Here is a 23,488-nt window from a genome sequence, read left to right as displayed (position 1 = left end):
CCCGGTTTCATCACAAAAGTCAGTAGAAAATAAATTCGTCCACCAATGCTGTCGTCGATCCCTTGACCTCACCGGCCGTGTTTGCCCTTGGCCCGTCCGAGGCCGCGCCCTCGGCGCGTTCGCTGCACTCGACCTTCAAGCGCGCGCGTTCTATCTGCCCCCAGAGGAAAAACAGACCATCCCGTTTTCCCATGAGGCGTGAAGGAACTGTTGTCCGCAAAACACCTGTTTTCGGTTTTGGCATCTGCTCTCTTACTGCCTCCGGTGTTTTCCACCATTTTCGGAAAACGTAATGGTTTTTCCCGAAAAAGACAATTTTTTATGGACAAAATGAGGTTTTCTACCGGCCGTTGACAGGATGGACTGGCAACTCTCGCATGACGGATATTCACCTTCTTCACCTGCCCCATGGCAAGCCAGCACTATCCCGAACGGAACAACTTCACCCAAAAGGGCTTGCTGCAAACCTCCTTCATTTGGCCCGACACTCTCTTTTCCAGCCATGCTCAGGCGACGCGCAGCGTTTCGTTTCTGATCAGAGCAGCCGGGCCTTCGCCGTCGCGGTTGGGGGACAATTTGACGGCGCCGATGTCAGACGTGGCCGCATCCATCGCAAGGCCATTGGCCCCTGCAGAACGCCGTGCTGGCGGGCCTGCCACGCCCCTGTGCCAAGGACCGTGATCCCGGCGCCGTCCACGCTGCCGGAAAATTTCCATGTCTGTTTTGAAACCGGAAATGTCGCAAGCATTTCAGCGCCCAAGCGGGTAAAAAGTAGGCTGCCATCGTGAGGTGCCGCTGTTTGATTCTCAGACAGCGGAGAATTGGGAAGCCGGTGGAATTCCGGCACTGCCCCCGCAACGGTAAGGAAGGTCAGGTTCGACAATCAACCACTGGGACGAGGATCCCGGGAAGGTGTCGCAACCGGGTGCAAGCCCCTTTCAAGTCCGGAAACCAGCCTTGCAGATATGTCAAACCGCGGGTGGCGGTGGGGGCACGGGTTTCGGACGTGGTCCTCGCGCGCCTCCGGACGGTTCCTCCCTGTCATCTGCCCAAGCAATGCCGCGGGGCGCGGCAGGAGAGCCAGAAGTGAACAATGTCCAAAACCTGTTGGCGCGTCGAATCCCGGGCTATGCTCTGGAACGGGCCTTTTATACCGACCCCGAGATCTTTCAGACCGACCTGGAAGCCATCCACTATCGTGAGTGGCTCTTTGCCATTCCGGCCTGTGAACTGGTGAAAGCCGGCGACTATGTAACATACAACGTGGGTGCCTATCGCATGATCATCGTGCGTGGCGCCGACAACCAGATCCGGGCGTTTCACAACACCTGCCGCCATCGCGGCTCGATCATATGCAAGGCGGCAAAAGGCAACGCGCCGAAGCTGGTTTGCCCGTATCATCAATGGACCTACGAGCTTGACGGCTCATTGCTGTGGGCCCGCGACATGGGGCCGGAGTTTGATCCCAGACAGCATGGTTTGAAGACGGTTCATTGCCGCGAGCTTGCCGGGCTGGTGTATATCTGTCTGGCGGATGTCGCCCCGGATTTTGACACGTTCGCCAATATCGCGCGCCCGTATCTTGAGCCGCATGATCTTGCGAATGCCAAGATCGCCTTCGAAAGCACGATCATCGAGAACGGCAACTGGAAGCTGGTCTGGGAAAACAATCGCGAGTGCTATCACTGCGGCGGCAACCACCCTGCGCTGTGCCGGACCTTCCCTGATGATCCGGGCGTGACGGGGATCGAAGGCGGTGAAACCCCAGCCTACATGCAAGCCCATTTCGACAGGTGCCAGGCTGCGGGTATGCCATCGCAGTTCCATCTGCACGAGGACGGCCAATATAGACTGGCGCGGATGCCACTGAAAGAAGGGGCCGAGAGCTATACGATGGACGGGAAATCCGCCGTGCGCCGTTGGTTGGGCCGGTCGCCCTTTGCGGATGCGGGATCGCTTTTGAAGTTCCACTATCCGACCACGTGGAACCACTTTCTTGCCGATCACTCGATTGTTTTCCGCGTCACGCCGATCGGCCCGACAGAGACCGAGGTCACGACCAAATGGCTGGTCAACAAGGATGCGGTTGAAGGCGTTGACTATGACGTGAAACGCCTGACCGAAGTCTGGGTCGCCACGAATGACGAAGATCGACAGGTGGTCGAGGACAACCAGCAGGGCATCAACAGCCCGGCCTATGTGCCCGGCCCATATTCAGCCATTCAGGAATCCGGCGTGCTGCAATTCGTGGATTGGTATTGCAACACAGTGTCGGCCCGCCTGGCCCCTGACTCCATTGCGGCGGAGTAAGTCTGATGAAAGACCTGAACACGCTTTCATCAGCCGTCTGGCAAGATGGAGAGATGCTGGAATGTGTCTCGGTCGTGCCCGAGATGCCGAACACTGCCAGCTTTTCGTTCCGGGCCCCCTCGGGGGCGCAGTTCGCCTATCACCCCGGTCAGTTCCTGACGCTCGAGATTCCGGCGCCCGGCCAGCCCGGAGGCGTTGTGCATCGCACCTACACGATCTCATCGTCGCCGTCGCGGCCGCGGTCGATCACCATCACCGCCAAAGCGCAACCCGACAGTATCGGCACGCGCTGGATGCTGGACAATCTTCAACCCGGCATGCGGATCAAGGCCATTGGGCCCGCGGGCCTGTTCACCAACGCGTTGAGCGATGCGCGCAAGTTCCTGTTTATCTCGGCTGGCTCGGGCATCACCCCGATGATGTCGATGACCACCTGCATGTGGGACGAAGGCCGCGATCTGGACGTTGTCTTCATCAACTGCGCCAAAAGGCCATCCGAGATCATCTTCCGCCAGCGCTTGGAACAGATGGCCAGCCGCACGGATGGTTTGGACCTGAAATTCGTGGTGGAAGAGCCGGACCGCTACCGCCCATGGACGGGATATCAGGGTCAGTTCAACCAATTGATGCTGGGCCTGATGGCGCCGGATTACCTTGAGCGCGAAGTCTATTGCTGCGGTCCTGAGCCCTTCATGCAAGCAGTACGCGACGCGCTGGCCGGTCTTGGTTTTGATATGAACAACTACCATCAGGAAAGCTTCGGCGCGCCGGTGGAAACCGAGGCGGATCAGCCCGAGTTGGATGACGTTGTTCTGGACGACGACAGCAGCGCCGAGATCCTGTTCGCGACCTCGGGCGTGACGGCCAAGGTTGCCGAGACCGACACGGTGCTTGCCGCCGCCCGCTCGGTTGGCCTGAACATTCCGTCAGGCTGTACCTTCGGCGTGTGCGGTACCTGCAAGGTCAAGAAAACTGCCGGAGAGGTCCACATGGTCCACAACGGAGGGATCTCGGAAGACGACATCGACGCGGGGTACATTCTGGCCTGCTGCTCGAACCCGATCGGCAAGGTCAAAGTCGAGGTTTAGGCGCTTCGCATCACGATCAAAGCCGCAGCGTGGCTGACACCCGCTGCGGTTTTCGGCGCGGTTTTTCTACCCGTTGCAGAATCCGGGCCAGATCGGGTGGCCGGATGTCCGGCGCTTTCGGGGCTTTCCCGCCATCTCACAGACGCGGCGCGAGCATCTGCCTTTGTCTTCGCCGGCCATTATGCTGTTATCGAAAACGCGAGAAGAGAGAGCCCCACAATGCCCGTGGTTGTTCCCCGCGGCCGTTCCTGAGCACCCTTACAAGGGTTTGAAGAGGTTCTGGCGGTCAGTCAAATGACCGCACATCTGGAAAAACAACGAAAACATGATCACAGACACGCGCCTCGCAGACGACCCCTTGCGGCAATCAGCTCAAACTGACGACTTCATCGTCCGCAGACCGGTTGATCAATCATGGCAGTGGATAATGTGTTCGTCGGCGCGGTGTCGAAGCTTGGGCCCGGAGCCAATACGCTAAGCTTGTCCGAGAGTAGGTGTAAGCGATTGGATGAGTGTCATCATGCCAGAGAACCCATTCACTCAGACGCACCAAAGCGGCGTTGACTAAGTTGATCTATCAGAAACGGGTACTTTGCGCGCTGTCCAACTGTTGCTTGCCCATAGCAAGACGGACAGTACAGTGCGTTACCCGGAATGGACGCGCAACAGCAACCAAGACGTTCATTTTATTGGTCAGAGGCTGCCCCTGATGTTCCTCGAATTGTCAGGGTTGCAGAATACTCGAAATGACGAACTGGCATTTCAGGTGTTCGCATGCGGTCCAGAAGGATCTCGGCCAATCGCGTACCCAATTTTTTTGGGTTGATCGCCATTGTTGTGAGGCCAGGCGTCGAGACGGCGGCATCTTCGATGTCGTCGAAACCTACTACTGAAAAGTCACGCCCGGGTTTCAAATTGGATTGGATCAAGCCAAAGCATGCCCCAAGTGCAACAACATCGCCATTGCAAACAACGCCTGTTACCTCAGGGTGTTGCTGACGAAGTGCGGTGATTGCTTCAACACCAGAGCGTTTGGTTTCTTCGCATGGCCAGATAACCGGATGCACGCCGCCCAATTTTCCCAAGGCACTCAGATAACCAGCGATGCGCTCTTCGCGCACAGACGTCTGTTCGGTTCCGCCTAAGTAGGCGATGTGCCTGTGCCCCAAATCAATCAAGTGTTGCGTGGCCTGCACGAGGGCCTCTTTGTTTAGAACACCAACGTGATCCAGAGACTGAGACACCTTTCGCATGAATGTGACAGCAGGAACACCGTGAGCATCCAGAAGCCCCATCGCGTCCCCGCTGGTGTTGAGTGCCGGAACCCATATCAGACCACGTCGACCAAATCTGATGCAGGCTTCCAGAAGGCGGTCCTGGCGCTGAAGGTCTCCTTGAGCATCGAGGACCGAAACCATAAAGCCCTCGGCCTCCAGCAGGTTAACAGCGCCGCTAACGACCTCCGCGTTGAACGGGTTTGCCAACTTGTTAAGGATAAAGCCGATTTCGCGATTGTCGCCCGATCGCATTGTGGCCGCAGCGTGATTTGGGACGTATCGAAGCCGCTTAGCCGCGCTCAAAACTTTTTGACGCGTTTTTTCTGAAATTCGACCTGTGTCGCGCAAGACCTGACTAACAGTTGGTACTGACACGCCAGCTTCTTTGGCAACGCTGGAAAGGGTGGGTTTCTTCGCCATGGATGATTTTTTTGCAGATATAACGTTTTGTCTATTTTGCAGTCGAAATCGAATACTTCAAGTAAAATATGGAAGCATAAACGGGCTATCCGACTTGACTCATGATAAAACGATATATCATAGTGCCAACGTTCGCCATAGACTGATCCAAGATTGTCGGCGAGGGAGGGAGGTTGCCAGATTTTGGCCAGCCTCAGACAAACGGAGGAAAACATGTCCATTCAATCGAAACTTGCGGGTGCCGTATCAGGTTTGGCTATTCTTGTTGGCGCAGCTGCCGTACAAGCCGAAACTCTGTTCTGGTCGACCCAAGCCCGTCCTGCTGAAGAGGCGCAAGCCATGCGGGCCGAGGTGCTTGGTGGATTTGATGGCGAAGTTGATTACCAGCCAAACGAAGATGGCCCTTGGTTGACCCGGCTCCAAGCCGAGTTGCAGGCGGGCTCGGGTAGTATTGATCTGCTGGGCTCTTTGCACGGCAACTTCTCGGCAATGAACCCCGATGATCTGATGGATCTCAGCGATCTGGGTGTGATGTCGGCGTCGGACACTTTCAACGATCTGGCTAAGCTGGGAACGGACAGCCTGCAATACATGCCGTGGATGCAAGCGAGCTATATCATGGCCGCCAACAAGGAAGCGCTGCAATACTTGCCAGAAGGTGCAGACATTAACGCGCTGACCTATGACCAGTTGATCGCATGGACAGCCAATGTCGAACAAGCGACTGGTCAGAAGAAATTCGGTTTTCCGGCTGGGCCCAAAGGGCTGAAACACCGTTTCTTCCAAGGCTATCTTTACCCGTCCTACACTAACGGTGTCGTGCGAACGTTTGCTTCGCCCGAGGCTGTGACCGCATGGGAGAAGTTCAAAGAGCTTTGGAGCCATACAAACCCTGCATCAACCAACTTCTCGTTTATGCAGGAACAGCTATTGAACGGAGATGCGTGGATCGTCTTCGATCACACCTCGCGCCTGGCGCAGGCATTCAATGAACGCCCCGATGATTTCGTCGCCTTCCCGGCACCCGCAGGTCCGACCGGCCGTGGCTTCATGCCTGTTCTGGCAGGTGTTGCCATCCCGCGCACCGCGCCAGATGCAGAAGGTGCCAAAGCTCTGGTAACTTATCTGATGCAGCCAGAGACGCAGATCGCAACTCTGAGAGCCACTAACTTCTTCCCTGTAGTTGACGTCGAGTTGCCAGACGATTTGCCGCCTTCGGTAAAAGCTGCCGGTGAAGCCGTTGCCAAGATGAGCGGTTCGGCAGATGCCAATCCTGGATTGTTGCCCGCAGGTCTGGGCAGCATGGGCGGTGATTTCAATCGTGTCTACGTAGATACATTTGAACGCATTGTTCTGGCTGGCCAGCCCATCGAGCAGGTACTGGATGATCAGAAGAAACAGCTTGAAAAAATCATGACTGAAACCGGCGCGCCCTGCTGGGCACCTGATGCGCCTTCGGAAGGCGCTTGCCCGGTTGAGTAAGACCTTTCCAACGGTCGGGCCGCTGAAATAGCGGCCCGGCTCCCCAGCATTTTCCCAACTTGAAGGAGCGGTCCGATGGAAGCGCGGCTATTGCCATACCTTCTGATCCTCCCGGTGACTCTGTTTCTCTGCCTGTTCTTTCTTTACCCGTTTGCGTTGGTGGCGCAGCAGGCTTTTGGAACCGAGAGCGGTTTCTCACTGGATAATTTTCGCGAGGTTGTGAACTACTGGAAGTTCCCGATTTCAATGAAGAACACTTTTCTTCTGGCAGCGGCTGTGGTGCCGATCCAGTTGGCCCTTTCGCTTCTGATGGCCACAATGGTCACGAAGATGCAAAAGGGACGCGATCTGGTTCTGTACATTTGGACCATTCCGCTGGGCATTTCGGACCTTGCAGCTGGTATCATCTGGTTGGCTATCTTCGAGCAGTCAGGCTTCCTGAATTCGATGATGGTGGGATTGGGTGTCACTGACCAACCTGTGAGTTTGCTGAGCTATCAGACCCCCTGGATTGTATTCCTTGCGATTATGCTGGCCGAGATTTGGCGCGCAACCGCGATTATGCTTGTGATCCTTGTCGCAGGCATCGGCTTGATACCCAAGGAATACTACGAGGCCGCAGACGTGTTCGGAGCCTCGCGCTGGAAGCAATTCACGCGGATCACCCTGCCCCTTTTGCGCCCGTCCCTGCAAACGGCCCTGGTCCTGCGCGTCATCCTTGCCTTTGAGGTTTTTGCTGTGGTCGCAGCCCTTGGGGGCACGATTTTCCCGGTGCTTATGGGCGAGATCTACGCCTATCAGTTTGATCTGCAAAATGGCGGTGCAGCAGCAGCACTCGCGATCATCGTTCTGATTATCTCGATCGTCTTCACTCTGATCATTATGCGCGCCTTGCGCGTCCCGAAAGGAGCCACGATATGACGGCTGTTGCAGACGTAGTTGCCCCCGACGCACGTAAGGCGGGGAAGGGGCTTTACCGGGCCGGGGTTATCCTGCTGTGCGCCTGGGTGATCGTCCCGCTCTACCTATTGTTTGTGAACACGATGTCCTCACCGGATACTGTGAACAGCTTCCCCAAGAGCTTCCTCCCGGAATTTGACATGGGATCCTTGGAATTCTTTGCGGGGTTCCAGGGAATGCTGACGGCACTGTGGAATTCAGTTGTGGTTGCATTGATGACGATGGTGATGTCCATCGCGATCGGAGCCCCGGCTGGGTACGCCCTGTCACGGTTCGACTTCCGGGGGAAGGAACTGTTCCGCCTTTTGATCCTGCTGACACGGGCTTTCCCACTGCCACTGCTGGCGTTGCCTCTGGCGGTTCTCTTTATCCGCACGGGTCTGGATGACACAGCCTTCGGTCTGGCCCTTGTCCACACCACACTGGCAATCCCCTTTGCGGTGCTCATAACCTTTTCGCTATTCTCAGGCATTCCGCTTGAGCTGGAAGAAGCGGCCTGGACATTGGGCTGCACGCGGCTGACCGCCTTTACCAAGGTGATCCTGCCGTTGGTCCTCCCGGGGATCACGGCCTCGGCTATCTTTGCCTTCGTGATCTCGTGGAACGAGGTTTTCGCAGCCGCCGTTCTGACCATCGAAAACCGGACGCTTCCCGCGTTCCTGTTGCAGACCCTGGGCGAAGCACCGCTGCATCTGAAATTTGCAGGCGGGTTCATTCTCGTGGTGCCTGCACTGATTTTCATCTTCGCCGTGCGCAAATATCTCTTTGCCATGTGGGGTATTGCCAACCGCTGAGCGGTGGCTGAAAGGAAACTGTTATGGCTGAAATACAGATCAAAAACATCGCCAAGAACTTTGGGTCCTACCAGGCTCTGCACGACATCAACCTGACCATCTCGGATCAGGAATTCATGGTGCTTTTAGGTGCTTCGGGCTGCGGCAAGTCCACGCTTTTGCGTATCATTGCCGGGCTCGAGACAGCGACCACCGGCGAGGTCTGGATCGGTGGTCGCCGGGTGGATCACCTGTCGCCAAAGGATCGCGGTATCTCGATGGTGTTCCAGAATTACGCGGTGTTCCCGCATCTGACGGTGTTCGAAAATATCGGCTTTGGTCTGCGGATGCAGAAACTGCCCGATGCGGAAGTCAAACGTCGGGTCGAACGCACCGCTGGATTGATGCATATCGAGCAGCTTCTGAAACGCTATTCGGGCGAGCTATCGGGTGGTCAGCGCCAACGGGTCGCCGTTGCCCGTGCATTGGCGATGGAACCGGATGTGATCCTGATGGACGAGCCGCTGTCTAACCTTGACGCATTGTTGCGGATGGAGATGCGGGCCGAGCTGAAGGGTGTTCTGGCTGAAAGTAAAACCACAGCAATCTACGTGACCCACGATCAGGTCGAAGCTATGTCCATGGCTGACCGGATCAGCGTCATGCATCAGGGCAAAATAGTTCAGGCCGCCTCGCCTATCGAGGTGTACCGGGATCCCGCGGCCGAGTTTGTGGCCAGCTTTATCGGCAATCCGCCAATGAACTTCCTTCCTGCCGAAGCAGCGGGTTCCGGGCGCTGGAATGTGGCAGGGCAAAACCTTGACGGGCCGGCAAACGGCAAAGAGCTGAAATGGGCGATTCGACCGGAAGATCTGCGCATTGCAGATCAGGGTTTCGGAGCGCGGGCCAAAGTTGTGGAGCCTCTGGGCGCGCATTTGCTGGTGACTTGCGATGTGGACGGACACCAATTCCGCGCTGTGCTGGATAGTGAGCTCGACGTGAAACCAGGTGACGTACTCACCTTGGCGCCGCAAGAGGGTCGCGGACGCTGGTTTGACCCCAAAACAACTCTGGCCGTTGCGTAAAGGAGAACCACGATGAGCCAAGCGCTGATCGATCAGGCCTGCAAAGTAATGGAAGGCAACGACCGTGGCAGTTATACCGTGCCTACCCACGGTCTCTATCCCTTTCAGTGGAACTGGGATAGCGCATTGTCTGCGCTAGGCTTTTCGCATTTTGACATGGACAGGGCTTGGGTCGAGGTCGAGACCCTAATGGCCCATCAGTGGGAAGACGGTATGGTGCCCCATATCGTTTTTCACGAACCCGATGACGGCTATTTCCCCGGTCCTGACGTCTGGCAAACCGGCCAATCTGTACCGACGACCGGTATCACCCAGCCGGCGGTTGCGGGACTTGCCCTGCGCAAACTCTATAATCGGGCCGAAGACAAAGCCGCCACCCGGACGCGGCTTGCTGAACTTCTGCCCAAGGTCCACGCATGGCATCAGTGGTTCTACCGCAACCGCGATCCAGAAAACACCGGGCTGGTGGCAATCATTCACCCGTGGGAATCCGGGCGAGACAACTCGGTGGACTGGGACGAAGGGCTGGATGCTGTACCGACTGAGGGCATAGCACCGTTCACGCGACGCGATACAACACATGCCAATCCCGATCATCGCCCGACAGATGATCAGTACCAAAGGTATATCTGGTTGGTGGAACACTTCCGCGGATTGCGATGGGACAACACAAAACTACATGACGCCTCGCCTTTCCGATTGGTTGACCCGGGGTTCAATGCCATCCTTATTCGGTCTTGTGACGATGTTGCGGAATTAGCGGAGATTTTGGGTATTCCTGCCATGGCCTCTGAAGCGCGCGAAATGGCCACCAAGGGCCGTGAAGCGTTGGAAAGCTTATGGAATGCAAATCTTGGACAATACACGTGTTACAACCGCGCCGCCGGGATTCTGCAAGACACGCCAACGGTCGGCGGGTTACTTGCGGCAATTGCTCAGGTGCCTCCCGAGCGCGCCCAAGCCCTGGTGCGAAGGATCGCCTTGCTGTCCGAGCGATGCGATTATCTGGTGCCAAGCCACGACCCGGCGGATGACGCCTTTGACAGTAAACGCTATTGGCGTGGACCGACATGGCTGGTCGTGAACTATATGATTGCCGAAGGGCTTATCCAATCAGGACAGGAAGCAATGGCACAACGTATCCTTGCTGGCAGCTTGCGCCTCATTGAGAAAAGCGGCTTTGCGGAATACTATGATCCCATCAGCGGTGAACCGTGTGGGGGTGGAGATTTCACTTGGACAGCTGCAATGGTGATTGAAATTCTCAAGATTCAAAAAGTGCCCGCATGAAACGTTCGCGCATCAACGAGATTATGGCTCAAGCAGATGAGTTAATACGCTCTCACGGTTTCACATTGCCGCCGTTTGCCTATTGGACGCCAGAAGAATTTAAGGCTCGTGAAAGCGATGCCCGTCACGTGATTGACGCGCGTTGCGGTTGGGATATCACTGATTACGGCGACGGTGATTTTGATCGGATGGGCCTGTTTCTTTTCACCCTGCGCAACGGTCTGCAGAACGACTTAGCGAAAGGCGGTGGCATGTGTTACGCTGAGAAGCTGTTGATTTCACGGCAGGATCAGCTTTCGCCGATGCACACGCATGTTCTGAAGGCAGAAGATATCATCAACCGTGGTGGCGCGACCCTAGTGGTCGAGCTTTTCGGCTCGGATGATGCCGGAGGTTTTGCAGAGGATCGCGGCGGCGTAGTCTGGCTGGATGGTATCCGCCGCGATTACGGCCCGGGCGAGAAACTGCGCCTGGCCCCCGGTGAAAGCGTCACCCTTCGCCCTGGTGATTGGCACGCGTTTTGGGGCGAAGGTGGCGATGTGCTGATCGGCGAGGTCTCGACCGTCAATGACGACGAGACCGACAATGTTTTTCGCGACCCAATTGGCCGATTTGCCGAGGTTCAGGAGGACGTCGCGCCGACACATCTTCTGGTCAGCGACTACTCAAAATGGCTAGGCTGATTGATGAAGCCATTGGAGGAGTTCGTGGCGTCTTGGCGCGAACTTAACGCTCTCTATCCGAGTTTGGGCGGTCATCCTTCACAGAAAATTGGCAATATCTATAGGCTTCATTTGCCCGTTCGCTGCGTTGTGCTTCAACAGCTGGAAACGCGAACAACGCCACGGTTTTAGGATCACCACGATATTCAATTCGCCTGAAAATTAGACGTTACTTACGACGACAGTATCAAATCGAGCCTGAACGACTTGAAAATTCTGATTTGAGCGTGAAACTTAACACATGAGTGAGTATTTTGATGAAATGTTCAACGGCGATGGATCACTCAGAGGTCCATATGAAGAGATCGGCCGCTGGTTCAATGCTGAAGACGTATCACGGCTGAGGGCGAAACAGCGTGAAGCCGAAGAAGTTTTTAGGCTGACGGGCATCACCTTTAATGTTTACGGCAAAGCAGAGGCAGAAGAACGACTGATACCGTTTGATATCGTGCCGCGTGTCATTTCGGCACGAGAGTGGCAGCGGCTGGAACGAGGTATCGAACAGCGAGTTCGGGCAATCAACGCGTTTCTTCATGACATATACCACCGTCAGGAAATTGTTCGCGCTGGCCGTGTGCCGGCTGAGATGATCGCCGCAAACGAAGCGTTCCTGCCGCAGATGTTGGGCATCACGCCACCTGGTAAGGTCTATACGCACATAGTCGGCGTTGATTTGGTGCGAACCGGGCCGGACGAGTTTTTTGTGCTGGAAGACAATGCGCGTACGCCGTCCGGTGTGAGCTATATGCTCGAGAACCGGGAAACCATGCTCAAAATGTTCCCGGAACTGTTTAGCGCCACAAATGTCCGGAATGTTTCCGATTACCCGCGTAGTTTAAGACGGTCCCTGGCTGCATGCGCGCCAGCTTGCGCCGAGGGAGAACCCACTGTCGCCGTGTTGACGCCTGGCATCTACAATTCAGCCTACTACGAGCACGCCTTCTTGGCAGATCAGATGGCCGTGGAATTGGTCGAAGGTCACGACTTGCGGGTTGTAAACGGGCGTGTCTGCATGCGCACCACCAAAGGTTATAAACCCATCGACGTTCTCTATCGCAGAGTGGATGACGACTTTCTGGACCCGTTGAATTTCAACCCCGACAGCGCATTAGGCGTGCCGGGTATTCTGGACGTTTATCGCGCTGGCGGTATCACGATTGCGAACGCCCCGGGAACAGGCATAGCCGATGACAAGGCGATCTATTCATACATGCCTGAAATCGTTGAATTCTACACGGGTGAGAAGCCCCTGCTTCAAAATGTTCCCACGTGGCGTTGCAGCGATCCCGAATCTCTGTCCTACGTACTGGACAATCTGTCCGAGCTTGTTGTGAAAGAAGTGCACGGGTCTGGCGGCTACGGGATGTTGATCGGCCCGACCGCCAGCAAGAAAGAGATTTCAGCTTTCCGCGACAAGCTCAAAGCGCGGCCGGCGAACTATATTGCTCAACCGACACTGTCGCTTTCAACCGTTCCGATCTTCGCGCGGTCGGGGCTGGCCCCCAGACATGTCGATCTGCGGCCTTTCGTATTAGTGTCGCCTGAGGGGATCAAGATCACTCCCGGCGGCCTGACCCGCGTGGCACTTAAAAAGGGGTCATTGGTCGTCAACTCGAGCCAGGGCGGTGGAACCAAAGACACCTGGGTTCTGGAGGACTGACCATGCTGGGAAAAACTGCTGGTGGGTTGTTCTGGATGTCCCGCTACCTGGAACGAGCGGAAAACACGGCCAGGCTGCTTGAAACAGGTCAGCGGATGGCGTTGACCCGCACCAAGAATTCGACCGAAGAATGGGGTTCAGTTCTGAAAACGGCCGGCGTTCTGGATGGGTACCACGCCAAATACGATGATGTTTCGAAAGACAACGCGGTGGATTGGATGCTGCGTGATGCGGATAATCCATCCTCGATCAAGTCAGTCATCAAGCAGGCAAGAGACAATGCGCGCCTTGTCCGAACCGCACTGACACACGATGTTTGGAGCGCAGTAAACTCTACCTGGATGCAGATTGATGATGTCATGAAGCGCCGCGTGAATGAGCGGGACCTGCCTGCGACGCTGGAGCTTATTCGCCAACAGGCGGCCCTGGTTCGTGGCGCTACATTGGGCACGATGCTACGCAATGACATTTTCGACTTCACCCGCATTGGTACCTTCGTCGAACGAGCCGACAATACCGGGCGCATTCTGGATGTGAAATACTACGTTCTTCTGCCCACAGCTTTCTCAGTTGGCTCATCACTGGACAACATCCAATGGGAAAGCATTCTCCGTTCCGTCGGCGCTGGCGGAGGATATCGAATGACCCACGGTGAGAAAACCCAACCGTCTGATATCGCACAGTTTTTGATCTTGGATCAGCGAATGCCGCGCAGCCTTCACTTTTGCTGCAGAAAAATTCAAGAAAACCTTTCTTACCTAAGGAAAGACTATGGCTTTGCCGGGCCTTCCTGCGAGGCCTCGAATGGCCTCTACGAGAAATACCTGGATCAAAAAATCTCTGATATCTTCGAAATCGGTCTGCATGAGTACATTCAGGATTTTCTGACAGATCTCGGCAGCTTAAGTCGACAGATCGAGGTTGATTACAGGTTCTACGAGTAGCCAATGAAACTGCACATTCGACACGAGACACGATACGATTTCGATGCACCCGTTCCCTTCGGGCTGCAACAGCTGAGAAAGACACCAAAGTCATTCCGCAATCAGAACATTGTAAGTTGGAGCACCCAAATCACTGGCGGGCGCAAAGAACTGACTTTTGAAGACTACCACCGCAACACCGTGGAATTGATCAGTTTCGACGTAAACACCCAAAGCATCTCGTTGATTTCAGAAGGCGTTGTAGAAGTGGAAGACACACATGGCGTCCTCGGGCGTCACGAAGGGTCGACTCCATTGTGGCTATTCAAAAGGAGCACCCCTCAGACAACGCCGGGGAAAGGGGTTGCCGAAGTGATAGGCGCGTTGCCCAAAGGCGAACCGCTGGAAAAGATGCATGCCCTTTCCGAAAGCATTCGCACGGAGGTCGCGTACGAGATTGGAAGTTCGCACCCGGGCTGGAGCGCAGAAGACGCACTCGAATCCGGGTGCGGCGTGTGTCAGGACCACGCGCATATTTTCATTGCCTGCGCACGACAGATCGGAGTTCCGGCACGCTATGTATCGGGTTACCTGATGATGAACGAAACGGAACTACAGGACGCGACCCATGCCTGGGCCGAAGTGTACTTGGACGGGCTTGGGTGGGTCGGGTTCGACGTTTCAAACGGGATTTCACCTGACGATCGATACGTACGCGTCGCGACCGGTCTGGACTATTCCCAAGCTGCCCCAGTAATAGGGAACAGAATTGGGGCAGCGGGTGAGCAATTGACAGTGCAGTTGCAGGTCGCACAGCAATAACGGAGAATTTGATGACCTATGCTGTGGGTATGCGGCTGAATCGCGGGTTGGTGTTCATGTCTGACACGCGCACGAATGCAGGCGTCGATAATGTTTCGACCTTCAACAAGATGTTCAATTGGACAGTTGATGGCGATCGGTCGATCACTATCCTAACGGCCGGAAACCTTGCGACTACTCAGGCCACCATAAGCCTTCTGGAAGAGCGGACCAAAGCGCCAGAAGATCGCTCGCCGTCCATACTGGAAGCACTGACAATGTTCCAAGTCGCGCAACTGGTCGCGGCTACGTTGAACGACGTCATACAGGAGCATTCCCAATCCGGTCAGCAAGCCGACAGCGCCTTTCATGCGACACTCATTTTAGGTGGCCAGATCAAAGGCGGCCCGTCTCGCCTGTTTCTGATCTACCCCGAAGGCAACTTTATCGAGGCTGGCGCTGACACTCCGTTCTTTCAGATTGGAGAGACGAAATACGGTCGTCCAATTCTGGTGCGCGCCTATGATCCGGAGATGAGCTTTGCGGAAACTGTGAAACTCCTGCTTGTCAGCTTCGACTCCACGATCAAGGCCAATCTATCTGTCGGAGCTCCGCTTGACCTTCTTCTTTACGATGAAGACAGTCTTGAAGGCGGCACACGGTCCAGATTCGAACCCGACGATCAGTACTTTCGCACCATTTCCGAGGTGTGGGGCGACGCGTTGAAATCGGCCTTGTCCAAGCTTCCAGAATACAAACCAGAGCGAAAGCCAAGCGATTGAGCGTCCGCTTTAATCCGCACTGCCGACTTTCGCTGAGCTTTGCTTGAGTGTCTACTTGGCGGGCTAGGCAGACGATGGTTTATACGATCGCAACCGTGTTTCTGCCCGCAATAAAAGCGCGCCGTGTTTGCCAAATTCGGAAGAACAGTGTTGAATCTGCAACGGATTAACCCGATTTGTCGACGCGCGCTTGGATAGTAACACTGATTTCGAAGCACATTCTTCTTGATGCTGGAGTGGACGCCTGAAAGCTTTACTTCAGGCAACTCATGAAACTTGCATTTCCCTCTCCGGCCAGAACTCGTCCACTATGACATAAGCGACAATCACGAAGAAAGCGGCCCCTGCAACTTGCAAAACACGCGTGATACTTTTGACGTCAGCCTCATCCGAAAACGGCGCAACCGACCCACCGTAAACGATCAGAACCGTTGTCAACGCCGAACCGGCTGCTGTTGCGAGTGCGACCTGCGATTTCCCAAGCGCTCCTAGGGTGAAGCAGAAGAACAGACATAACAAAATGGGCGTCAGAATAACCGGTGCGATCACGTTTACCTCGTAACAAATGATCGACACCGCTGCCCCAAGCAGGTTTGCCGTAAGCATAGCTTTGGCGACGGCTTTTCCCGTCGACGGCATGGCGGCCAGTTGCTGGCTCAAAAGAGCGACAAAGAACAGAACCAACAAAGCAGATGCCCCGGACACAAAAAACACCATGGCAAATGGAAGCGTCACAAGCGACATTCTGACGATCCGCCGGTACCGGTCAAAATCTGGTGGCGCGTCGGCTTTCTTTTGGGCGACTGTTTGAGGTTCCGCTGGGATCATCACAAACATCAGCGTAGATACGAAACCTGCAAATAGCAGGTTAATCGGTATCCAAAATACTAGCACAAGCGCCAGATCCTGCGATTGCAATACAAGGTTCGGGATCATCAACGCCCCCATGAGTGCTATGACACCGGGTAGAACACCGGCCCCTGAAACTGACCACATGAAGGACAGGATGATCCCGATGGCAACCAGAATAAGGAATACCGCGGGATAGGGTGCGAAAACGGACGACAACAGGAATGAGATGAACATCAATCCTATAGAGAAAACAAACAGCTTTGCGAATGCCGCCAACGGCAGCGCGGTGGGCGCTTGTAGGAACAGCGCGGTGAAAACTGACCCCACAACCGCCAAAGGCCACCCAAGAAACAAACCCAAGGCGAAAACGCCGGTCACACCCAGCGCAAGCCGGATAACGGATTTTCGATCCTCAATAGGCATAGGATAGTATTGAGACCAAACGGATATAGGTCCGGCCGACCACATTCAGCAGGGAATTGTCGCTCAAATACATGATCACGTCGGCCTGCCCGTTGAGTTGGAAGCGCAGTTCGTCTTTGGCGTTTCCGGCCTCATATCCCGGCAGCACGATCCGAACGGGAAACCGTTCTGGTTCGCGCAGAAACCCCTTGGTACTTGGCGGGCTGGCCAACTGGCCAGGTTCATCGCCACCGCTCAAGGATACAGCCGCGCTGAAGCTCTCAATGACACCTGGGATAATTTGACCGGGGTGCATATCCAACACGACATCAACAGGAGAACCCACCCCTGCCCGGCCTAGGTTGTTTTCCGTAAAATACGCCTCTATCCATATGTCGGTTGCATCCAGGAACGTCAAAAGGTCCTGACCGGACCGTGCATACGTACCAGGTGCGATCAACAGATTGGATATGACACCCGTCGCCGGAGCACGCAGTTCAGTCCATTCCAGGTTTAGCTCTGCATCCGCCAAGGCAGCTAACGCGCGCTGAATTTTTGGATTTTCGATCCCGTCGTCACCCAGCCTCTGCTTTGCTTTTTCAAGATCCGCTTTGGCGTTCTCATAATTTGCTTCGGACTCTGCCAGTTGACCTCGGGCATCGTCGGCTTTTGAGACGGCGATCAATCCCTTTCTTTCCAGCGCAAAAACACGCTCTGTTTGAATGCGTATTGTGTCCAGATCGCTCTGGGCCCGCGCCAGTTTGGCTTGCGCGGCTCTTACCTCTGCCGAGGATGCACCCACCTCCTGCGTGGCCGCTTCTAGATCAGCTTCCGCCTTGTTGCGTTGAATTTCGTAGGGCCTGGGGTCGATCCGAACCAGAATATCACCTGCCGAGACGATCTGTCCGTTTTCGACAAGAACTTCGGTCACTGTACCGGTGACCTGTGGAACGATCTGGGTCGCAATGGCCTTTACTCTGGCATTCCCGGTAAACGGCGTTTTTCGGTCAGCGACAAGATACCAGATAAGAAAAACAAGAATGACGGCCAAAGTGGTCCAAATCGTCTTTCTCATTTCGTGGCTCCTTCAGCCGCGCTTTCAGCTTCTGCAGGGGCGTCGATCCAGACCTTGAACAGCTCATAAAACACGGCAAACAGAACAGGTCCCATAAAAATGCCGATCAAGCCATAGGCCATCATGCCGCCAAGAACACCAATGAGTATGACCAACATTGGTGTTTCGAGGCCTTTTGAGATGAATACAGGCCTTAGGAAACTGTCCATTATCGCAACGGGAATAGCCAGTATTGTGAAGATCAACGCGGCACCGCCGGACATGGTGCTCCAAGCGTAAATAATCACTGGCAAAAGAACCAAGCCGGGCCCGATCTGGATAATCGAGAGGATCAAACAGACAAACGCCAACGTGGCGGCCGAGCCAATTCCGAACAGCGCCAACAATATCCAAACCACGACCGCCTGAATCGCAGCCACGCCAATCACACCTTTTGTCACATTGCGGATCGTAGCGCCGGCAAGTGTAACGAACTCACCGCCACGGGGCGCAAAGACACGGTTGGCAAAGCGCTGCAGGCCTTGCACCAGACTTGGACCAGGGCTGAACAAAGCCCCCATGATCAAGACGGACAGGGCCAACGCCAAGAGCCCAAGCCCGATGCTTAGCACCTTTCCGAACAGTGATTTGGTGATCTCAAGAATCTGCGCGCCGTATTTGGCAAGCGCGCCGTCAAGGTTTCGTTCAAACAAGCCCCAGACTTCAGCAATTTTGTTTCCGACCAGCGGCAGCTCCTTTAAGCCATCGGGTGCCGGTGGGACTTTTAGCTCGCCGTTGTCAGCTTGTTCTGCAAATCCAGACCCAAGTTCGGCTGCTCCGGATACCGCTGTCGCTACCGGCCCCAAGGTCAGAACGAGGCCCAACAATACCAGTATCGTCGTCGCAAGCTTCTTTCTTCCGCCCAACCTGGACTGCAGCCAATCGAAAACCGGATAGAGTGCGACGCACAGGATCGTCGCCCAGATGACCACGCTTGCCAGCGGGGCCACCATTACCAAAGCGCTGTAAAGGAATAGCCCGAGAAACAGCAATCTAATCGCGAGATCGACAATCTTCGCGTCCTGAGTCTTTTCCATACCATCCCTCCAAGATTTGTTTGTTCAAACTTTACACTCAAAAAAATTAATATGTATATTTAAAATACCAAAAAACCTGCAACCATTTGAAGTATATCGCAAATCTGGATTTCAGAGGGGCTGTTCGGTCGACGTATTGCCTGGGTATGAAATCGCAGTGGCTCGGCGGGGCAAAACTAGTTGTCCTCTTGCTTGTCGTCCTGGGACAGGATTGTATCTGCCACCGTAGTCGCTGCAGTCACGAAGATACCGAGCCCAACGATGATGTAGAAAATTGTAAATATTTTCCCTGCCGCTGTTTCAGGAGAAAAGTCACCGAACCCAACGGTCGAAATTGTCACAACAGAAAAATAGATAGAGTCAAGCCAGCTCCAACCTTCGACATAACGGTAAAACACCGACGCCCACAGGATCATGCCAGCTGTGAATGCTAGAAGGCCCTTCACCCTGCCGTCTTTAAAGGCGACGCCTATACCTCGCGTAATTCTCGTTAGTGAATTCATAACGTAAGAATACCAAGGGATTTATACATACATAGAATTTTTTGAATTTTCTTGCATTTTTCCAAAACCCTGTTGCGCTCCCACCGTGGGTGTCGGGCAGGAATGTTAACCAATTTCTCGCTCAATCGCTTTGGGATTACTCAAGTCAATTCTGTTTTCAATCACCCGGCAAAGTCGGCAATGGGCTCGGCAGAGTCATTCGGTGCACTCGGCGTGAACGACTGCTTCGCGGACAAAGCCGCCGTTCATTCTCTCCCTTGGACTGCGCCAATGGACTGCGCCAATTTTCAGTCCAAGGGGATGATTCGCGCGTTGAAATTCGACAGAGTGTTGTCTTTGAATTCAAGCTCACTGGCTTCCGTCAGAGCTATTGGTTGCCGGCACGGCTGGTGAGTTCCTCCATAACGTTGTCGAGGTTGAAGCTGCCGGGTTTCTGCCTTGGCGGAAACTCCTCGAAGCTTTGCAACCACTGCCCAACGTAGGCGGCAGCAGGAGCTATCGCGAACATATGTTCAAGGAACCAGCGCTGGTAACCCATAGCGTTCTCTTCCTCGGCTCTCTCGAACGGATCACTCCGTAAGTTTGAAAGCATCGGTGCGCGCAACACCTCGAAAGGTGAGAGCCAAACATCAAGTCCATGTGCGTTCTGTTTTAGGAATGTCACCTTGTACTGTTCATAGCGCAAGGCGGCTACGCTGCCATCGTCAGTCCAATAAATGAATTCACTGCGTGGCCAATCATCAGTTTCACCTGAGAGCGACGGAAGTAGATTGTAGCCGTCCAGATGTGCCTTGTATTGGCGACCGATCGCTTCAACGCCACCATCAAGTAGCCTTTCTTTGATGTCTGGCTCGCCGACAGAAGCCATAATGGTTGGCAACATGTCCGCATGTGAAGCTACGCCATTGATCTTCGATCCCGGCTCGATGACGCCCGGCCACTTGATGACCGTCGGGACACGATAGCCACCTTCCCATTGCGTGTTTTTCTCGCCGCGGAAAGGTGTAGTACCACCGTCCGGCCACGTGAAGGTCTCGGCTCCGTTGTCTGTTGAATACATTACGACAGTGTTTTCGGCGATCCCAAGCTCCTCAAGTTTATCAAGTAGTACACCGACGTGCCCATCATGCTCGACCATGCCGTCAGGATAAACACCAAGTCCCGTCACTCCGTCGGAGTCTTCCTTAAGATGCGTAAAAATGTGCATGCGAGTGGAATTCCACCAAAGGAAGAAAGGCTTGTCCTGTTCAACAGCTCTATCCATGAAATCCAACGCGCTTGCCGTGACTTCTTCGTCAACGGTTTCCATGCGTTTTTTTGTAAGCGGCCCGGTGTCCTCGATCGAGCCATCTGCGGTTGACTTGATCACCCCGCGCGGGCCGAAATTCTCCCTAAAGGTTTCATCCTTGGGATAATCTGGATTTTCAGGCTCTTCTTCTGCGTTGAGGTGGTAGAGGTTCCCGAAAAATTCATCGAAACCGTGATTGGTGGGGAGGTGCTCGTCACGGTCACCCAAATGGTTTTTGCCAAACTGGCCTGTCATATACCCGTGGTTTTTGAGTAGTCCAGCGATGGTGGGGTCTTCCACGGGCATACCCTCAGGTGCGCCAGGAAGGCCGACCTTCGTCAAACCCGTACGAATGGGAGATTGTCCAGTTATGAAAGCCGCTCGTCCTGCAGTACAGGACTGCTCTCCGTACCAGTCAGTAAATAGCGCGCCTTCTTTGGCTATACGGTCGATGTTGGGTGTCTGATAACCCATCATGCCATGGTTGTAGGCACTAATATTCCAAAACCCAATGTCATCTCCCCAAATAATCAGGAAGTTCATAGGAGGTTCATCTTGTGCGTAAACGGCCGTAGCGGTTGCGGCAAATAGTGCCGCCACTATGGTGGATTTTGTTCTGTTTTTCATATTCGTCCTCCCAAAATTTCTTGTTAACTCCGAATAACCTACCACAAATTCGAAGTTTTTTGTTGGGGCCCTTGTGGTTTCCAGGATTTCAGGCGGAAACGCGCAAGTGAATTTTAAAACCCTGTCGACTTAAATGGCTTTACTAAACGAACTGGCCGATACCTTTTTCCAGCGCTTCAAACACGTAATTGGTCAAGACTGAATTCGCCGCATTTCGGAACCACGCCAAAGCGTTTGTTGGACCACTTTTTTTTCTGCTTGAGAATCGATGCTGACATTCGCCTGAATATCGCGAACGATCGCTATGCGGACAATGCTGCCACTCGCAGTCGCTTAATTAAATTGGAAACAGACCTTTGTAACATCCGATCACTTGAGAATGGTTTATATAGAACACTGTGATGCAAAGATCATTTCAAAGGACGAAGCTGTACGAACTGGAGCTTCATGATTTTTGCGCGACGATATAACGACTCTGGAGCATCGAGGCTTGATCAGAAGTATAAAAAACTTCGAAGCCTGCGGACGCAATTTTCCTCTCAAGTACCGATCCAGACACGAAATTCACAAATGGGGCTTTCCCAAGAGCCTGCATGATTGGGATTGCGATCCGACTGATCATCGCAAACTTGAAACCACCGCTCTCAGGCGCGCAAACGGTTTTGGATATGAAAAGCCCACCCGGTTTTGTCAGCGCAGCAATGTGCTCGAGCGCTTGGTCCAAATCGGGCAGAAGATGAAGCAAGTTATGCGCCAAGACGGCATCGTAAGAGCCTTCGTCAAGACTGTGCTCAAGAACGTCGGCCACCTTGAAAGTGACATTCTCCAGCCCTTCTTTATCAAGCTTCTCATCGGCAATCTCGATCATGCCCGGAGCGAGATCCGTGGCAGTGACATGGGCGACATTCGGTGCAAGCAGCAGCGCAGTTGAACCCGTCCCGCACCCGATTTCGAGTACGCTGTCCTCCGCTTTCAGGTACGACTTGGTACGTTCCAGTGTTTTCAGGTACCCTTCCATGTTGCGGATTGGGTCTGCCGCATATTTTCGCGAGATTTTGCTCCAGAACGCGGCATCCTTAGACAAAGCAGCCATTTCAATACTCTCTAACAAGGTTGTCGCCGTATCCTGTAATACCAAACATTAATTTATGGAATTGCCCCAATTCGCAGAAGTGTTATGCATAAATGCATGAACTGGAAAGCCATCAATTTCGACTGGAATCAGGTGCGGTCCTTTCTTGCGACCGTCGAAGAAGGCTCGTTTTCCGCAGCGGCGCGCGTTCTTGAGCAAACTCAACCCACTGTGGGCCGGCAAGTTGCCGCGCTGGAAATGGCGCTTGGCATCACCCTGTTCGAAAGAGTCGGCAAGTCGCTTAATTTGACGACTGCTGGCGCCGAGCTTTTGTTGCACGTCAGAGAAATGGCGGATGTGGCAAACAGGATTTCACTTACTGCGACAAGCCAATCGCAAGCTGTTGAAGGGCAAGTCAGGATAACTGCGTCCGATGTGATGTCTGCCTATCAGCTGCCGCCAATACTGAAAAAGATCCGACTTGCAGCACCGCGACTGGAGATAGACATCGTTGCTGCAAATGACATACGAGACATACAGCGACGTGAGGCTGATATCGCCATCCGACATGTACGTCCGACGCAGCCGGATCTGACGGCAAAGCTTGTCGCCGAGGCCACGGCACATTTCTACGCGGCACCTTCGTACCTTGATCAGGTTGGACGGCCAAAAAATGAAGGCGAACTCGCTAAGTTGGACTTTGTCGGATTTGGTGACATTGACACGATGATCGGTTTTCTTGATCCGGCGGGCATTAAGGTCACCCGAAAAAGCTTCCGGGTCGGCTCACAAAGCGGGATTGTATCCTGGGAGTTGGTGCGCCAAGGGTTTGGCATAAGTGTAATGTCGGATGACGTGGCTGCCCTAACACCCGGCGTCGAGCGCGTGCTCCCCGACCATGAGCCGTTTAAGTTCCCGATTTGGCTGGCGACGCACTCCGAGCTACATACCGCACGAAGGATCAGGTTGGTGTTTGATCAATTGGCAGACCAACTTAGCGCAGGGACCATCAGGTAATCC

General features: G+C 54.3%; 22 protein-coding genes, 1 pseudogene and 1 riboswitch. Of the genes and pseudogenes, 14 read left to right on the top strand and 9 right to left on the bottom strand.

Features of this window, described 5'->3' with window-relative positions; all coding sequences use genetic code 11:
* Positions 1-19 precede the first annotated feature (19 nt).
* Complete coding sequence (locus GS614_RS08645) at positions 20-244, bottom strand: hypothetical protein (RefSeq protein ID WP_171330521.1); 225 nt, start codon at positions 242-244, stop codon at positions 20-22.
* Between the two features lie 262 nt (positions 245-506).
* Positions 507-716 (bottom strand): hypothetical protein, encoded by a 210-nt coding sequence (locus GS614_RS08635; protein WP_171330523.1) that lies wholly within the window; start codon positions 714-716, stop codon positions 507-509.
* Positions 717-770: 54 nt separating this feature from the next.
* A riboswitch (cobalamin riboswitch) is annotated at positions 771-975 on the top strand.
* Positions 976-1,056: 81 nt separating this feature from the next.
* Between GS614_RS08635 and GS614_RS08630 the strand changes: the two genes are divergently transcribed.
* The 3 genes and pseudogenes from GS614_RS08630 to GS614_RS22120 all read left to right on the top strand — a co-directional run.
* Complete coding sequence (locus GS614_RS08630) at positions 1,057-2,310, top strand: SRPBCC family protein (RefSeq protein ID WP_171330752.1); 1,254 nt, start codon at positions 1,057-1,059, stop codon at positions 2,308-2,310.
* 5 nt (positions 2,311-2,315) lie between these two features.
* A complete protein-coding gene (locus GS614_RS08625) occupies positions 2,316-3,398 on the top strand; it encodes a hybrid-cluster NAD(P)-dependent oxidoreductase (RefSeq protein ID WP_171330525.1) in 1,083 nt (360 codons plus the stop codon).
* A gap of 530 nt (positions 3,399-3,928) precedes the next feature.
* Positions 3,929-4,047: pseudogene (locus tag GS614_RS22120) on the top strand (integrase); the annotation flags it as partial.
* A 37-nt stretch (positions 4,048-4,084) separates the two neighbouring features.
* Here the strand turns inward: GS614_RS22120 and GS614_RS08620 are convergent.
* Positions 4,085-5,095: a LacI family DNA-binding transcriptional regulator gene (locus GS614_RS08620; RefSeq protein ID WP_171330527.1), complete on the bottom strand. Its 1,011-nt coding sequence runs from the start codon at positions 5,093-5,095 to the stop codon at positions 4,085-4,087.
* 213 nt (positions 5,096-5,308) lie between these two features.
* On the opposite strand from GS614_RS08620, the gene GS614_RS08615 reads away from it, so the two are divergent.
* The 10 genes from GS614_RS08615 (at position 5,309) to GS614_RS08570 (ending at position 15,573) form a co-directional block, all read left to right on the top strand.
* Positions 5,309-6,577 (top strand): ABC transporter substrate-binding protein, encoded by a 1,269-nt coding sequence (locus GS614_RS08615; RefSeq protein WP_171640261.1) that lies wholly within the window; start codon positions 5,309-5,311, stop codon positions 6,575-6,577.
* 75 nt (positions 6,578-6,652) lie between these two features.
* Positions 6,653-7,498 (top strand): carbohydrate ABC transporter permease, encoded by an 846-nt coding sequence (locus GS614_RS08610; protein ID WP_171330528.1) that lies wholly within the window; start codon positions 6,653-6,655, stop codon positions 7,496-7,498.
* On the top strand, positions 7,495-8,331 hold the full coding sequence (locus GS614_RS08605) for a carbohydrate ABC transporter permease (RefSeq protein ID WP_171206652.1): 837 nt from the start codon (positions 7,495-7,497) through the stop codon (positions 8,329-8,331). Before GS614_RS08610 ends, GS614_RS08605 begins: the two co-directional genes overlap by 4 nt.
* Positions 8,332-8,354: 23 nt before the next feature.
* On the top strand, positions 8,355-9,395 hold the full coding sequence (locus tag GS614_RS08600) for an ABC transporter ATP-binding protein (protein ID WP_171116994.1): 1,041 nt from the start codon (positions 8,355-8,357) through the stop codon (positions 9,393-9,395).
* A 12-nt stretch (positions 9,396-9,407) separates the two neighbouring features.
* Positions 9,408-10,685 carry an amylo-alpha-1,6-glucosidase gene (locus GS614_RS08595; protein ID WP_171617158.1) on the top strand — a complete coding sequence of 426 codons (1,278 nt, stop codon included), beginning with the start codon at positions 9,408-9,410 and terminating at the stop codon, positions 10,683-10,685.
* Entirely contained in the window at positions 10,682-11,368 is a 687-nt protein-coding gene (locus GS614_RS08590; protein ID WP_171363484.1) for a D-lyxose/D-mannose family sugar isomerase, read from the top strand. Before GS614_RS08595 ends, GS614_RS08590 begins: the two co-directional genes overlap by 4 nt.
* Positions 11,369-11,648: 280 nt before the next feature.
* On the top strand, positions 11,649-13,067 hold the full coding sequence (locus GS614_RS08585; protein WP_171363485.1) for a circularly permuted type 2 ATP-grasp protein: 1,419 nt from the start codon (positions 11,649-11,651) through the stop codon (positions 13,065-13,067).
* Positions 13,068-13,069: 2 nt separating this feature from the next.
* Positions 13,070-14,011 carry an alpha-E domain-containing protein gene (locus tag GS614_RS08580; protein WP_171726026.1) on the top strand — a complete coding sequence of 314 codons (942 nt, stop codon included), beginning with the start codon at positions 13,070-13,072 and terminating at the stop codon, positions 14,009-14,011.
* A gap of 3 nt (positions 14,012-14,014) precedes the next feature.
* Positions 14,015-14,812 (top strand): transglutaminase family protein, encoded by a 798-nt coding sequence (locus tag GS614_RS08575; RefSeq protein ID WP_171726025.1) that lies wholly within the window; start codon positions 14,015-14,017, stop codon positions 14,810-14,812.
* Between the two features lie 11 nt (positions 14,813-14,823).
* Positions 14,824-15,573, top strand: coding sequence for a peptidase (locus GS614_RS08570; RefSeq protein ID WP_171726024.1), 750 nt, complete (start codon positions 14,824-14,826; stop codon positions 15,571-15,573).
* Between the two features lie 267 nt (positions 15,574-15,840).
* Here GS614_RS08570 and GS614_RS08565 read toward each other — a convergent pair whose 3' ends face one another.
* From GS614_RS08565 to GS614_RS08540, 6 genes are all read right to left on the bottom strand, one after another.
* Positions 15,841-16,848: a DUF2955 domain-containing protein gene (locus GS614_RS08565; protein WP_171726023.1), complete on the bottom strand. Its 1,008-nt coding sequence runs from the start codon at positions 16,846-16,848 to the stop codon at positions 15,841-15,843.
* Positions 16,838-17,902, bottom strand: a complete 1,065-nt coding sequence (locus GS614_RS08560) for an HlyD family secretion protein (RefSeq protein ID WP_171116978.1) — start codon at positions 17,900-17,902, stop codon at positions 16,838-16,840. The genes GS614_RS08565 and GS614_RS08560 overlap by 11 nt, the downstream gene beginning before the upstream one ends.
* Entirely contained in the window at positions 17,899-18,978 is a 1,080-nt protein-coding gene (locus GS614_RS08555) for an AI-2E family transporter (protein ID WP_171726022.1), read from the bottom strand. The genes GS614_RS08560 and GS614_RS08555 overlap by 4 nt, the downstream gene beginning before the upstream one ends.
* Before the next feature lie 176 nt (positions 18,979-19,154).
* Entirely contained in the window at positions 19,155-19,424 is a 270-nt protein-coding gene (locus GS614_RS08550) for a potassium channel family protein (protein ID WP_371809391.1), read from the bottom strand.
* 424 nt (positions 19,425-19,848) lie between these two features.
* The gene (locus GS614_RS08545; RefSeq protein WP_171640275.1) at positions 19,849-21,396 is read right to left on the bottom strand and encodes an arylsulfatase; all 1,548 of its coding nucleotides are present in this window, start codon (positions 21,394-21,396) and stop codon (positions 19,849-19,851) included.
* A 445-nt stretch (positions 21,397-21,841) separates the two neighbouring features.
* Positions 21,842-22,489, bottom strand: coding sequence for a class I SAM-dependent methyltransferase (locus tag GS614_RS08540; RefSeq protein ID WP_171726021.1), 648 nt, complete (start codon positions 22,487-22,489; stop codon positions 21,842-21,844).
* A gap of 96 nt (positions 22,490-22,585) precedes the next feature.
* On the opposite strand from GS614_RS08540, the gene GS614_RS08535 reads away from it, so the two are divergent.
* Positions 22,586-23,485 carry a LysR family transcriptional regulator gene (locus GS614_RS08535; protein WP_171726020.1) on the top strand — a complete coding sequence of 300 codons (900 nt, stop codon included), beginning with the start codon at positions 22,586-22,588 and terminating at the stop codon, positions 23,483-23,485.
* Positions 23,486-23,488: the final 3 nt, after the last annotated feature.

The organism is Ruegeria sp. HKCCD6604 (assembly GCF_013110635.1).
GTDB lineage: Bacteria > Pseudomonadota > Alphaproteobacteria > Rhodobacterales > Rhodobacteraceae > Ruegeria.
Note: the sequence above shows the minus strand (reverse complement) of the source record. Positions and strands in the feature narration are given on the sequence as shown.

Coding starts and splice junctions, on each gene's coding strand:
- GS614_RS08605 (WP_171206652.1), top strand. CDS start 7,495: ATGACGGCTGTTGCAGACGTAGTTGCCCCCGACGCACGTAAGGCGGGG.
- GS614_RS08630 (WP_171330752.1), top strand. CDS start 1,057: ATGCCGCGGGGCGCGGCAGGAGAGCCAGAAGTGAACAATGTCCAAAAC.
- GS614_RS08600 (WP_171116994.1), top strand. CDS start 8,355: ATGGCTGAAATACAGATCAAAAACATCGCCAAGAACTTTGGGTCCTAC.
- GS614_RS08565 (WP_171726023.1), bottom strand. CDS start 16,848: ATGCCTATTGAGGATCGAAAATCCGTTATCCGGCTTGCGCTGGGTGTG.
- GS614_RS08540 (WP_171726021.1), bottom strand. CDS start 22,489: ATGGCTGCTTTGTCTAAGGATGCCGCGTTCTGGAGCAAAATCTCGCGA.
- GS614_RS08610 (WP_171330528.1), top strand. CDS start 6,653: ATGGAAGCGCGGCTATTGCCATACCTTCTGATCCTCCCGGTGACTCTG.
- GS614_RS08555 (WP_171726022.1), bottom strand. CDS start 18,978: ATGGAAAAGACTCAGGACGCGAAGATTGTCGATCTCGCGATTAGATTG.
- GS614_RS08560 (WP_171116978.1), bottom strand. CDS start 17,902: ATGAGAAAGACGATTTGGACCACTTTGGCCGTCATTCTTGTTTTTCTT.
- GS614_RS08615 (WP_171640261.1), top strand. CDS start 5,309: ATGTCCATTCAATCGAAACTTGCGGGTGCCGTATCAGGTTTGGCTATT.
- GS614_RS08545 (WP_171640275.1), bottom strand. CDS start 21,396: ATGAAAAACAGAACAAAATCCACCATAGTGGCGGCACTATTTGCCGCA.
- GS614_RS08620 (WP_171330527.1), bottom strand. CDS start 5,095: ATGGCGAAGAAACCCACCCTTTCCAGCGTTGCCAAAGAAGCTGGCGTG.
- GS614_RS08575 (WP_171726025.1), top strand. CDS start 14,015: ATGAAACTGCACATTCGACACGAGACACGATACGATTTCGATGCACCC.
- GS614_RS08645 (WP_171330521.1), bottom strand. CDS start 244: ATGCCAAAACCGAAAACAGGTGTTTTGCGGACAACAGTTCCTTCACGC.
- GS614_RS08590 (WP_171363484.1), top strand. CDS start 10,682: ATGAAACGTTCGCGCATCAACGAGATTATGGCTCAAGCAGATGAGTTA.
- GS614_RS08625 (WP_171330525.1), top strand. CDS start 2,316: ATGAAAGACCTGAACACGCTTTCATCAGCCGTCTGGCAAGATGGAGAG.
- GS614_RS08535 (WP_171726020.1), top strand. CDS start 22,586: ATGAACTGGAAAGCCATCAATTTCGACTGGAATCAGGTGCGGTCCTTT.
- GS614_RS08635 (WP_171330523.1), bottom strand. CDS start 716: ATGGAAATTTTCCGGCAGCGTGGACGGCGCCGGGATCACGGTCCTTGG.
- GS614_RS08570 (WP_171726024.1), top strand. CDS start 14,824: ATGACCTATGCTGTGGGTATGCGGCTGAATCGCGGGTTGGTGTTCATG.
- GS614_RS08595 (WP_171617158.1), top strand. CDS start 9,408: ATGAGCCAAGCGCTGATCGATCAGGCCTGCAAAGTAATGGAAGGCAAC.
- GS614_RS08585 (WP_171363485.1), top strand. CDS start 11,649: ATGAGTGAGTATTTTGATGAAATGTTCAACGGCGATGGATCACTCAGA.
- GS614_RS08580 (WP_171726026.1), top strand. CDS start 13,070: ATGCTGGGAAAAACTGCTGGTGGGTTGTTCTGGATGTCCCGCTACCTG.